Annotated in this window: 7 protein-coding genes; 5 read left to right on the forward strand and 2 right to left on the reverse strand. The window is 63.9% G+C overall.

Features of this window, described 5'->3' with window-relative positions; genetic code table 11:
• Positions 1-287: 287 nt before the first annotated feature.
• The 5 genes from MJ643_RS02360 (at position 288) to MJ643_RS02380 (ending at position 11,656) form a co-directional block, all read left to right on the forward strand.
• Entirely contained in the window at positions 288-1,610 is a 1,323-nt protein-coding gene (locus tag MJ643_RS02360) for an MdtA/MuxA family multidrug efflux RND transporter periplasmic adaptor subunit (RefSeq protein ID WP_013972979.1), read from the forward strand.
• Positions 1,607-4,705 (forward strand): MdtB/MuxB family multidrug efflux RND transporter permease subunit, encoded by a 3,099-nt coding sequence (locus MJ643_RS02365; RefSeq protein ID WP_013972978.1) that lies wholly within the window; start codon positions 1,607-1,609, stop codon positions 4,703-4,705. Before MJ643_RS02360 ends, MJ643_RS02365 begins: the two co-directional genes overlap by 4 nt.
• A complete protein-coding gene (locus tag MJ643_RS02370; protein ID WP_247726591.1) occupies positions 4,702-7,809 on the forward strand; it encodes an efflux RND transporter permease subunit in 3,108 nt (1,035 codons plus the stop codon). Before MJ643_RS02365 ends, MJ643_RS02370 begins: the two co-directional genes overlap by 4 nt.
• On the forward strand, positions 7,806-9,293 hold the full coding sequence (locus MJ643_RS02375; RefSeq protein WP_013972976.1) for an efflux transporter outer membrane subunit: 1,488 nt from the start codon (positions 7,806-7,808) through the stop codon (positions 9,291-9,293). The genes MJ643_RS02370 and MJ643_RS02375 overlap by 4 nt, the downstream gene beginning before the upstream one ends.
• A gap of 272 nt (positions 9,294-9,565) precedes the next feature.
• A complete protein-coding gene (locus MJ643_RS02380) occupies positions 9,566-11,656 on the forward strand; it encodes an EAL domain-containing protein (RefSeq protein ID WP_013972975.1) in 2,091 nt (696 codons plus the stop codon).
• Here the strand turns inward: MJ643_RS02380 and MJ643_RS02385 are convergent.
• The gene (locus MJ643_RS02385) at positions 11,653-11,913 is read right to left on the reverse strand and encodes a DUF1652 domain-containing protein (protein WP_013972974.1); all 261 of its coding nucleotides are present in this window, start codon (positions 11,911-11,913) and stop codon (positions 11,653-11,655) included. The genes MJ643_RS02380 and MJ643_RS02385 overlap by 4 nt on opposite strands.
• Positions 11,914-12,192: 279 nt before the next feature.
• A complete protein-coding gene (locus MJ643_RS02390) occupies positions 12,193-12,999 on the reverse strand; it encodes an RHS repeat-associated core domain-containing protein (protein WP_080563789.1) in 807 nt (268 codons plus the stop codon).
• Positions 13,000-13,056 lie beyond the last annotated feature (57 nt).

Consider the following 13,056-nt stretch of genomic DNA (forward strand, 5'->3'; position numbering starts at 1 on the left):
GCTCCTACAGGTACGGCACAGGTTTCAAAAGCTGTGATATCCCTGTGGGAGCGGGTTTACCCGCGAAGGGGCCGGCACAGGCAACCGAAACCTTTCAGCCCGCCACCGCTCAAGCAACACCCTGTAAACGGCCCGGAACGCTTTCCGGGCCGTTTTCATTTAAAGTTCAACCTCTTGGCAACGTCAGGCAAAGGTAAACCTCTGGTAAAGGCGCTTTGCTAAAACGATGCCAGTGCTTATCGTTCATTCTCCCCAAGCCGTCATTCCGAACAAGGTTCGTTCAACCCATGCAAGTGTCCAATTCCCGCTCCCCTCGTCGCTGGCTCGTCGGCCTGCTGATCCTGCTGCTGGTGGCTGCACTGGCCTGGTGGCTGTGGCCCGCAGCGACGCCTGCGCATAAAGAAGCCGGTAGCGGGCGCGGTGGCAAGGGCATGGGCATGATGGGCGGTCGCCCGGGCTTCGGCGGCTCCAGCGACCCGGTGCCGGTGCGCGTCGAGCCGGTGCGGGTGGGCGACTTCCCGCTGTACTACAAGGCCCTGGGCACAGTCACCGCGACCAACACCGTCAACGTGCGCAGCCGCGTGGCCGGCGAGCTGGTCAAGATCCACTTCAAGGAAGGCCAGCAGGTCAAGGCCGGCGACCTGCTCGCCGAAATCGACCCGCGCCCGTACCGCATTGCCCTGCAGCAGGCCGAGGGCACCCTGGCGCAGAACCAGGCGCAACTGAAGAACGCCCAGGTCGACCTGGCCCGCTATAAAGGCCTGTACGCCGAAGACAGCATTGCCAAGCAAACTCTCGACACCGCCGAAGCGCAGGTGGCACAGTTCCAGGGGCTGGTGAAGACCAACCAGGCGCAGGTCAACGACGCCCGCCTGAATCTGGACTTCACCCAGATCCGCGCGCCGATCAACGGCCGCGTAGGCCTGCGCCAGCTCGACCTGGGCAACCTGGTGGCGGCCAACGACACCACCGCGCTGGTGGTGATCACCCAGACCGAGCCGATCAGCGTTGCCTTCACCCTGCCGGAAACCGAGTTGAGCACCGTGCTGGAACGTTACCGCAGCGGCGCCAGCCTGCCGGTCGAGGCCTGGGACCGCAGTGACAGCAAGCTGCAGTCCACCGGCGTGCTGGGCAGCATCGACAACCAGATCGACACCACCACCGGCACCCTCAAGTTCAAGGGCCGCTTCGAGAACAAGGACCTGGCCCTGTTCCCCAACCAGTTCGTCAACGTGCGCCTGCTGGCCGACACCCTCAAGCAGGTGACCATGGCCCCGGCGGCGGCCATCCAGTTCGGCAATGACGGCTCCTTCGCCTACGTGGTCAATGACCAGAACACGGTCAATATCCGCAAGCTCAAGGTTGGCGCCAGCGACGGCGAGAACAGCGTCATTCTCGAGGGCCTCAAGGCCGGCGAACGCCTGGTGCTGGAAGGCACCGACCGCCTGCGCGAAGGCACCAAGGTGGAAGTTGTCGAAGACAGCTCGCAAGTGCCGACCACCCCGGGCCAGCACCTGCAAGGCCAGGAAGCCAAGGGTTCGGCAAGCACTGGCGATGTGCAGCCCGGTGAAGCACAGCCTGGTAGCGCAGCAGGCAAGGCGGGCGCATGAACCTCTCGCGTCTGTTCATCCTGCGGCCGGTTGCCACCACGCTGAGCATGCTGGCCATCGTCCTGGCCGGCCTGATCGCCTACAAGCTGCTGCCGGTTTCCGCATTGCCGCAGGTGGATTACCCGACCATCCGGGTCATGACCCTGTACCCAGGCGCCAGCCCGCAGGTCATGACCAGCGCGGTTACCGCGCCGCTCGAACGTCAGTTCGGCCAGATGCCAGGCCTGGAGCAGATGGCCTCGACCAGCTCCGGCGGCGCCTCGGTGCTGACCTTGCGCTTCAACCTCGACATGAACATGGACGTTGCCGAGCAACAGGTGCAGGCCGCGATCAACGCCGCCAGCAACCTGCTGCCCAGCGACCTTCCGGCGCCGCCGGTGTACAACAAGGTCAACCCGGCCGACACCCCGGTGCTGACCCTGGCCATCTCCAGCAAGACCATGCCGCTGCCCAAGCTCAACGACCTGGTCGATACCCGTGTGGCACAGAAGCTCGCACAGATCAGCGGTGTGGGCATGGTCAGCATCGCTGGTGGCCAGCGCCAGGCGGTGCGGATCAAGGTCAACGTCGATGCCCTGGCCGCCAACGGCCTGAACCTGGAGGACGTACGCACCCTGATCGGCGCTTCCAACGTCAATCAGCCCAAGGGCAACTTCGACGGCCCGACCCGGGTGTCGATGCTCGACGCCAACGACCAGCTGCGTTCCCCTGAGGAATATGCCAACCTGATCCTGGCCTACAACAATGGCGCGCCTCTGCGTCTGAAGGATGTTGCAGAAATCGTCGACGGCGCCGAAAACGAGCGCCTGGCTGCCTGGGCCAACGAAAACCACGCCGTGCTGCTGAACATCCAGCGCCAGCCGGGCGCCAACGTCATCGAAGTGGTCGACCGCATCAAGGCCTTGCTGCCGTCGATCACCGACAACCTGCCGGCCGGCCTCGATGTGTCGGTGCTCACCGACCGCACCCAGACCATCCGCGCCGCGGTCAAGGACGTGCAGCACGAACTGCTGATCGCCATCGCCCTGGTGGTAATGGTCACGTTCGTCTTCCTGCGCCGTTTCAGCGCCACGCTCATCCCGTCGATCGCCGTGCCGTTGTCGCTGATCGGTACCTTCGGCGTGATGTACCTGGCCGGTTTCTCGGTCAACAACCTGACCCTGATGGCCCTGACCATCGCCACCGGTTTCGTGGTCGACGACGCCATCGTCATGCTGGAGAACATCTCCCGGCACATCGAGGAGGGCGAGACGCCCATGCAGGCGGCGCTCAAGGGCGCCCGGCAAATCGGCTTCACCCTGATCTCGCTGACCTTCTCGCTGATTGCGGTACTGATCCCGCTGCTGTTCATGGCCGATGTGGTCGGCCGCCTGTTCCGCGAGTTTGCCATCACCCTGGCGGTGGCCATCCTGATTTCCCTGGTGGTATCGCTGACCCTCACGCCGATGATGTGCGCGCGCCTGCTCAAGCGCGAGCCCAGGGAAGAGGAACAGGGCCGGTTCTACCGCGCCAGTGGCGCCTGGATCGACTGGCTGATCAGGCACTACGGTAGCGCCCTGCAGTGGGTCCTCAAGCGCCAGCCGCTGACGCTGCTGGTGGCCGTGGCCAGCCTGGCGCTCACCGTATTCCTGTACATGGTGGTGCCCAAGGGCTTCTTCCCGGTACAGGACACCGGGGTGATTCAGGGCATTTCCGAAGCGCCGCAGTCCACCTCGTTCGCCGCCATGAGCGAACGCCAGCAGGCGCTGAGCAAGGTGATCCTGCAGGACCCGGCGGTGCAGAGCCTGTCGTCCTACATTGGTGTCGATGGCGACAACGCCACGCTCAACAGCGGCCGCCTGCTGATCAACCTCAAACCCCATGGCGAGCGTGATGTCACTGCCAGCGAGGTGATCAACCGCCTGCAGCCACAAGTCGATCGGCTGGTGGGCATCCGCCTGTTCATGCAGCCGGTGCAGGACCTGAGCATCGAGGACCGGGTCAGCCGGACCCAGTACCAGTTCAGCCTCTCGTCGCCCGACGCCGACCTGCTGGCGCAGTGGAGCGGCAAGCTGGTGCAGGCGTTGCAGCAACGCCCGGAACTGGCCGACGTGGCCAGCGACCTGCAGGACAAGGGCCTGCAGGTTTACCTGGTGATCGACCGCGACATGGCCGGCCGCCTGGGCATCAGCGTGTCGCAAATCACCAACGCCCTGTATGACGCCTTCGGCCAGCGTCAGATCTCGACCATCTACACCCAGGCCAGCCAGTACCGCGTGGTGCTGCAGTCGCAGGATGCGGCGGTGATCGGCCCGCAGGCGCTGGAGTCGATCCACGTCAAGGCCACCGATGGCGGCCAGGTGCGCCTGTCGGCGCTGGCGCGCATCGAGCAGCGCCAGGCCCAGCTGGCCATTTCCCACATTGGTCAGTTCCCGGCGGTGACCTTGTCGTTCAACCTGGCCCACGGCGCTTCGCTGGGCAAGGCGGTGCAGGTGATCGAGCAGGTGCAGAAGGACATCGGCATGCCGCTGGGCGTGCAGACCCGCTTCCAGGGCGCGGCGGAGGCCTTCCAGGCATCGCTGTCGAGCACCTTGCTGTTGATCCTGGCGGCGGTGGTGACCATGTACATCGTGCTGGGCGTGCTGTACGAGAGCTACATCCACCCGGTGACCATTCTTTCGACCCTGCCGTCGGCAGCGGTCGGCGCCTTGCTGGCCTTGCTCATCAGCGGCAACGACCTGGGCATGATCGCCATCATCGGCATCATCCTGCTGATCGGCATCGTCAAGAAGAACGCGATCATGATGATCGACTTCGCCCTCGAGGCCGAGCGCCAGCAGGGCATGAGCCCGCGCGATGCCATCTACCAGGCGGCGCTGCTGCGCTTCCGGCCGATCCTGATGACTACCCTGGCCGCGCTGTTCGGCGCCGTGCCGCTGATGCTCGCCACCGGTTCCGGCGCCGAGCTGCGCCAGCCGCTGGGCCTGGTGATGGTCGGCGGGTTGCTAGTCAGCCAGGTGCTGACGCTGTTCACCACCCCGGTCATCTACCTGTACTTCGACCGCCTGGCCCGCCGCTGGCGCCCGGCCACTGACGTGAAGCAGGCCGAGGCATGAACCTGTCCGGTCCTTTCATCCGTCGCCCCGTTGCGACGATGCTGTTGAGCCTGGCGATCATGCTGCTGGGCGGGGTCAGCTTCGGCCTGTTGCCGGTGGCACCGCTGCCACAGATGGACTTCCCGGTAATCGTGGTGTCGGCCAACCTGTCAGGCGCCAGCCCGGAAGTGATGGCGTCCACCGTGGCCACGCCGCTGGAGCGCAAGCTGGGCAGCATTGCCGGCGTGACCACCCTGACCAGCAGCTCCAACCAAGGCTCCACACGGGTGATCATCGGCTTCGAGATGGGCCGCGACATCGACGGAGCGGCGCGCGAGGTGCAGGCGGCGATCAACGCCACCCGCAACCTGCTGCCCAGCGGTATGCGCAGCATGCCCACCTACAAGAAGATCAACCCGTCGCAGGCACCGATCATGGTGCTGTCGCTGACTTCGGACGTGCTGCAGAAGGGCCAGTTGTACGACCTGGCCGACACCATCCTGTCGCAGAGCCTGGCCCAGGTGCCCGGGGTAGGGGAGGTGCAGATCGGCGGCAGTTCGCTGCCGGCGGTGCGCATTGCCGTCGAGCCGCAATTGCTCAACCAGTACGGCGTGTCGCTGGATGAAGTGCGCACTGCGGTGTCCAACGCCAACCAGCGCCGGCCGATGGGCTTTGTCGAGGACGCCGAGCGCAACTGGCAGGTGCGTGCCAATGACCAGCTGGAAAGCGCCAAGGACTACGAGCCCGTGGTGATCCGCCAGCAGAACGGCACCATCCTGCGCCTTTCCGACGTGGCGACCATCACCGACGGCGTCGAGAACCGCTACAACAGCGGCTTCTTCAATGACCAGAGCGCGGTGCTGCTGGTGGTCAACCGCCAGACAGGCGCCAACATCATTGAAACGGTCGACCAGATCAAGGCGCAGTTGCCGGCCCTGCAGTCGCTGCTGCCGGCCAGCGTGCAACTGAACGTGGCCATGGACCGTTCGCCAGTGATCAAGGCAACCCTCAAGGAAGCCGAGCACACCCTGCTGATCGCCGTGGTGCTGGTGATCCTGGTGGTCTACCTGTTCCTCGGCAGCCTGCGTGCTTCGCTGATCCCCAGCCTGGCGGTGCCGGTGTCACTGGTGGGCACCTTCGCGGTCATGTACCTGTGCGGCTTCTCGCTCAACAACCTGTCGCTGATGGCGCTGATCCTCGCCACTGGCCTGGTGGTGGACGATGCCATCGTGGTGCTGGAGAACATATCCCGGCACATCGAGGACGGCCAACCACCTATGAAAGCGGCCTTCTTGGGCGCCAAGGAAGTGGGTTTCACCTTGCTGTCGATGAACGTGTCGCTGGTGGCGGTATTCGTCTCCATCCTGTTCATGGGTGGCATCGTGCGCAACCTGTTCCAGGAGTTCTCCATCACCCTGGCGGCGGCGATCATCGTGTCGCTGGTGGTGTCGCTGACCCTCACGCCGATGCTGTGCGCCCGCTGGCTCAAACCGCACCAGGCCGAGCCGACACGTCTGCAGCGCTGGAGCGAACACTTGCACCAGCGCATGGTCGATGCCTATGACCGCAGCCTGGGCTGGGCCTTGCGCCACAAACGCCTGACGCTGATCAGCCTGCTGGCCACCATCGGCATCAACATCGCCCTGTACGTGGTGGTGCCGAAAACGCTGATGCCGCAGCAGGATACCGGCCAGCTGATAGGCTTCATCCGTGGCGACGATGGCCTGTCGTTCAGCGTCATGCAACCGAAAATGGAAATCTACCGCCGCGCCTTGCTGGCCGACCCGGCAGTGCAGAGCGTTGCCGGCTTCATCGGTGGCAACAGCGGGACCAACAATGCCTTTGTGCTGGTGCGCCTGAAGCCGATTAGCGAGCGCAAGCTCGACGCCCAGAAGGTGATCGAACGCCTGCGCAAGGAAATGCCCAAGGTACCCGGCGGGCGCCTGTTCCTGATGGCCGACCAGGACCTGCAACTGGGTGGTGGTGGCCGTGACCAGACCTCTTCGCAGTACCTGTACTCCCTGCAGAGCGGAGACCTGGCGGCCCTGCGCGAATGGTTCCCGAAAGTGGTGGCGGCGCTGCGTGCACTGCCGCAACTGACTGCCATCGACGCCCGCGACGGTGCCGGCACCCAGCAGGTGACCCTGGTGGTCGACCGTGACCAGGCCAAGCGCCTGGGCATCGACATGGACATGGTCACCTCGGTGCTGAACAACGCCTATAGCCAGCGGCAGATCTCCACCATCTACGACAGCCTCAACCAGTACCAGGTAGTGCTCGAGATCAACCCGAAGTACGCCTGGGACCCAAGCACCCTCGAGCAGGTGCAGGTGATTACCGCCGACGGTGCCCGCGTACCGCTGTCGACCATCGCCCACTACGAGAACAGCCTGGCCAACGACCGGGTCAGCCACGAAGGCCAGTTCGCCGCCGAAAGCATCGCCTTCGACGTCGCCGAAGGCTACAGCCCCGACCAGGCCATGGCGGCGCTGGAGCTTGCGGTGGCCAAGCTGGGCTTGCCCGAGGAAGTGATCGCCAAGCTCGGCGGTACCGCCGATGCCTTTGCCAAGACCCAGGAAGGCCAGCCGCTGATGATCCTTGGCGCGCTGGTGCTGGTCTACCTGGTGCTGGGCATTCTCTACGAAAGCTACATTCACCCGCTGACCATCCTCTCGACACTGCCCTCGGCCGGCGTCGGTGCCTTGCTGGCGCTGTACGTCACCGGCGGCGAGTTCAGCCTGATCTCGCTGCTGGGGCTGTTCCTGCTGATCGGCGTGGTGAAGAAGAACGCCATCCTGATGATCGACCTGGCCTTGCAGCTGGAGCGCCACCAGGGCCTGACACCGGAAGAGTCGATCCGCCGGGCTTGCCTGCTGCGCCTGCGGCCGATCCTGATGACTACCCTGGCGGCCATCCTCGGTGCCTTGCCGCTGCTGCTGAGCCGCGCCGAAGGCGCGGAAATGCGCCAGCCTCTGGGCCTGACCATCATTGGCGGCCTGGTGTTCAGCCAGGTCCTCACTCTTTACACGACACCGGTGGTCTACCTGTACCTGGACCGCCTGCGTCACCGTTTCAACCGTTGGCGTGGCGTGCGCACCGACGCCGCCCTGGAAACCCCGCTATGACTTTTGCCCAGACCCCACTTCACCGTGCCCTGCAGACGCTGACCCGTGGGCGTGGCTCGCGCCTGCTCGGCGCCGGGTTGTGCGTCGCCTTGCTCAGCGCCTGCACCCTGAGCCCGGACTACCACCGCCCGGAGCTGAGCAGCACGGCGCAGTTCAAGCACGCCGAAGGCTGGACCCAGGCCACGCCGTCCGATGCCATCGCCCGCGGCGCCTGGTGGGAAATCTACGGCGATGCCGGGCTCAATGCACTGGTCGAAGAGCTCAACCGCAGCAACCAGACCGTGGCCCAATCGGAGGCCCAGTATCGCCAGGCCCAGGCGCTGGTGCGCAGCAGCCGGGCGGCGCTGTTCCCCAGCCTGGACCTGAGCGTCGGCAAGAACCGCTCGGCCCAGGGCACCGGTAGCTCCAGCTCGAGCCTGTCCAACAACAGCAGCGGCATTCGCAACACCTACAACGCCCAGCTCGGCGTCAGCTGGGAAATCGACCTGTGGGGCAAGCTGCGCGAGACCCTGAACGCCAACGAAGCCAGTGCCGAAGCCAGCCTGGCCGACCTGGCCTCGATCCGCCTCAGCCAGCAGTCGGAACTGGTGCAGAACTACCTGCAGTTGCGGGTGATCGACGAGCAGAAACGCCTGTTGGAAGCCACCGTGGCAGCTTATGAACGTTCCCTGCGGATGAACGAAAACCAGTATCGCGCCGGCGTCGCCGGCCCGGATGCAGTGGCCCAGGCGCGTACCCAGCTCAAGAGCACCCAGGCCGACCTGATCGACCTGATCTGGCAGCGCGCGCAGTTCGAGAACGCCATTGCCGTGTTGCTGGGCAAGGCCCCGGCGGACTTCGCCCTGGCCGACAGCAAATCCATTCCAGCGCTGCCGCAAATTCCGGTGGCCTTGCCTTCGCAGTTGCTGGAGCGACGCCCGGACATCGCTGCGGCCGAGCGCAACGTGATGGCTGCCAACGCCAACATCGGCGTGTCGCGGGCGGCGTATTTCCCGGACCTGAGCCTGAGCATGAGTGGCGGTTACTCCAGCAGCAGCTTCAGCAACTGGATCGAACTGCCCAACCGCTACTGGTCGGTGGGCCCACAGCTGGCGCTGACCTTGTTCGACGCCGGCAAGCGCAGTGCCGAGGTGGACCGCACGGTGGCGGTGTATGACCAGACCGTGGCGCAGTACCGCCAGACCGTGCTCGACGGCTTCAAGGAAGTGGAAAACCTGCTGGTGCAGTTGAAGGTGTATGGCGATGAGGCGGTGGTGCGCCAGGAGGCACTGGATGCCGCTCGCGAGTCGCTGCGCCTGACCGAGAACCAGTACCGCGCCGGGCTGATCGGCTATCTGGATGTGGTCAACGTGCAGACCACGGCGCTGAGCAACGAGCGCAGTGTGTTGAACCTGCTGCAAGGGCGCCTGGTGGCCAGCGTGCAGCTGGTTGCCGCGCTGGGTGGTGGTTGGGATGCGGAACAGGCGTTTGCCGAGCAGGACTGAAATATTGGCAGTGCTTTGTGGGAGCGGCCTTGTGTCGCGAAAGGGCCGCAAAGCGGCCCCAGGTTCTCGGCACAATGGCTGATATTGCTGGGGCTGCTTCGCAGCCCTTTCGCGACACAAGGCCGCTCCCACAAAAGAGAGTGCATTTCTGCGAGGCCGTATAGCGTCTTCCCTTTGGATCCATTCCCATTCGCAAAAACCCCGTGCGTTTCGCCTGACCTTGAGTACAATCGTCAGCTTTTTCCGGGCTTCCCGCCCCGCTGGAACTCTCGATGCTGACCGGTAGCTACTCCTCTTCGCTGGTGTTGATTTCGCTGTGCGTGGCGATCCTGGCGTCCTATACAGCCCTTGACCTGACCGGCCGCATCGCCACGGCCAAAGGCCGGGCTGCCTGCCTGTGGATGGGGGGGGGCGCGTTGGCCATGGGCATCGGCGTGTGGTCGATGCACTTCATCGGCATGCTCGCCTTCAGCCTGCCCATCGACCTGGGCTACGACCTTGCCCTGACCGCGTTCTCGCTGCTGATTGCCGTGTTGTCCTCGGGCTTTGCCTTGTGGCTGGTCAGCCAGCCGAGCCTGCCGTGGCAGCAATTGGCATTTGGCGCACTGATCATGGGCACCGGCATTGCCTGCATGCACTACACCGGTATGGCCGCGCTGCGCATGCTGCCGGGCATCGCCTATGACCCGACGCTGTTCGGGGCCTCGCTGCTGATTGCCGTGGCCGCCTCGGCAGCGGCGTTGTGGATCGCCTTCCGGCTGCGTGCGCATACTCCTTATGTGAGGCAGATTCGCGGCCTGGCGGCAGTGGTGATGGGCTTTGCCATCGTTGGCATGCACTACACCGGCATGGCCGCGGCGAATTTCCCCGAAGGCAGCTTCTGCGGTGCGCTGGCAGCGGGAGGCCTGCAAGGCGACGGCCTGGTCTACCTGGTGCTGATCACCACGCTGGCGGTACTGGCGGTGGCCTTGCTCACCTCGGTACTGGATGCCCGCCTGGAGGCACGCACCGCCGAGCTGGCCCGCTCGCTGACCCTGGCCAACCAGGAACTGACCCAGCTGGCCCTGCACGACACGCTCACCGACCTGCCCAACCGTACGTTGCTGGCCGACCGCATCGAGCAGGCCATTGCCAAGGTAGCGGAGCAGGGCGGCTGCTTTGCCCTGATGTTCATCGACCTGGACGGCTTCAAGCCAGTCAACGATGCCTTCGGCCACCACATCGGCGACTTGCTGCTCAAGGCCGTGGCGGCGCGCCTGCGCGGGCACCTGCACAGCCAGGACACGCTGGCGCGCATCGGCGGCGACGAATTCGTGCTGCTGGTGGAGCTGCGCGAGCCGAACGATGCCATGGATGTGGCGGTCAAGCAGGTCAACCTGGTGTCACGGCCATTCCGCGTGGCCGAGCATGACCTGCAGCTGACAGCGAGCCTGGGCATCGTCCTGTACCCGGGCAATGGCCTGGACCAGCATGAGCTGCTGCGCAATGCCGACGCTGCCATGTATCACGCCAAGAGCGCCGGCAAGAATGGCTACAGTTTCTTCGACGCGTCGATGAACAGCAACGCCCGCCAGCAATTGCAGCTACTGCAGGACCTGCGCCAGGCCCTGGAGCAGCGCCAGTTCCGCCTGCACTACCAGCCCAAGTTCGACGCCCAGAATTGCCAGCCGATCGGTGCCGAGGCCTTGCTGCGCTGGGAGCACCCGCAGCAGGGCCTGTTGCTGCCCGACCGTTTCATCGGCCTGGCAGAAAAGACCGGCCTGATCATTCCCATTGGCGAATGGGTGCTCATCGAGGCTTGCCGGCAGATGCGTCAGTGGCTGGACCAAGGGCACCACGGCTGGCGCATGGCGGTGAACCTGTCGGCCATCCAGTTCTGCCATGCCGGGCTGGTCGACAGCGTGGCCCGAGCCCTGCAGCAGAACAGCCTGCCGGCCAACTGCCTGACCCTGGAAATTACCGAAACCACCGCCATGCACGACGCCGATGCCAGCCTTACGGTGCTGCAACGGTTGTCCGACATGGGCGTGGACCTGTCCATCGATGACTTCGGCACCGGTTATTCCAGCCTGATGTACCTCAAGCGCCTGCCGGCCAACGAGCTGAAGATCGACCGCGGTTTCGTGCGCGACCTGGAGCAGGACAGCGATGATGCGGCGATCGTTTCGGCAATCGTGGCGCTGGGCCAGGCGCTGGGGCTGCGCATCGTTGCCGAAGGGGTGGAGACTGACAGGCAGCAGGACTTCCTGACCCGCCTGGGCTGCGATTCGCTGCAGGGCTACCTGCTGGGCCAGCCGGTGCCGGCCGAGCAGTTCATGGGCAAGTTGCAGGCCATGCGCCAGGAAAGTACGGCAGTGGGCTAGACTGCGTCGCGCAGGGTGAAGGCGGGCATGAAAGTATCCATCTCCGCCTCGACGGCCTCGATGATGCGCTCTACGTCGGCGGCCGCCATGATTGCCGAGCAGGGGATGCCGGCAATCGCCAGCAGGGTTTCGCCGGTGGCGCGGTCGAACAGCCGCGCGACCATGCTGCGTGGCGCATCCATGCTGGCTTCGAAGCCCAGCGGGTGGAAATGCCAGCGCATCACCTGGCAGGCGTTGGGGAACGTCATCTTGTTCATGCCAGCCTCCTTGTTCGTACCTGGACGTGGTGAGCGGGTGGCCACATCGATGCGACCGCCGGGAAAGTAACCATAGCACCTGTCACGGAGTATTCTCGGCTGCAAATACGACAAATGTGCTAATGCATGACAGCGGTCACATCCTTGTGAGGGACGGCAACTTGGAGACCGGCGCTCTGGCAAACGTTTTCCGCGTGCGATGGCGGCAGATATTCCGATGAACTCTGCAGGGGCAATTGATACTGTGACATGGTACTTTCGGACGAGCGGCATTGCTCCTCAGCCCACGGGAGGACGTTGAAGTGAATAACCGGGCGAGTAGTTTGCCATCGCAGAGGTAGTATCCATGGGATTCCTGATGGTTCCCGTCGTCATCCATGTAACGACCGTCTCCAGGATTGAAGCTCCTGACATGGCGAGCGTCATGCCCCCGAGAGTTAGCTCAGCAGGGTGGACTTGTTGAGTGATTACAGCCTGGAGGCCGATATTCTGTGCCTGCAAGACGGCCTGATCCATCATTTGCATCAGTTGTGCAAGGTTCATTTCCGGAGCTTGGTGCGGCTGCGGGGCCTGGTGATTATCTTGTGGCTCTCTTTGCGGCCGGTCCTGCGGGCGTTGTGCTCGTTGCTGCTGTCGTTGCTCGGCCCTTTGTTGAACTCTGCGAGGGCGTTGGGTAGTAAAACCTTGGGGTGGGCGGAAGCTATTTTTCGGGACGCCATTTGTTCTGGCCTGTGCCATTGGTCGACGCGGCATTTTGAAACGGCCCGTTGGATCGGTGAAATTTATAGGGTCATCTTGGCAGTAGACATAACAGTTCAGACCGCCGTAATGGAAAGGCGAAAAGCTGTCTGGTTGGTAAAAGCGCATTAGTAAAGGGCTATAGACTCTATGGCCATTTCCAAGCGAATAGGTTCTGAAAGCAGCGTCATAGAGAGCTCCAGTAAAACCTAACAAGCTTTCAACGGAATTCGGCTTACTAACCCCATAAGGTGAATACACCTGTTGCGATGGCGTTGCAGCCGTGCCCATGATCGTACTTGCGGTGTCGGCTTGAATCAGCAAACTTTTCGAACCAGCCGTTTTCATGGCTTAACCCTTTTACACTTCGGCCATCAAGAGTCTCTTGGTGGGCCGAACGGTTGC

It is taken from the genome of Pseudomonas sp. PNPG3, from assembly GCF_023093815.1.
Classification (GTDB): domain Bacteria; phylum Pseudomonadota; class Gammaproteobacteria; order Pseudomonadales; family Pseudomonadaceae; genus Aquipseudomonas; species Aquipseudomonas asiatica.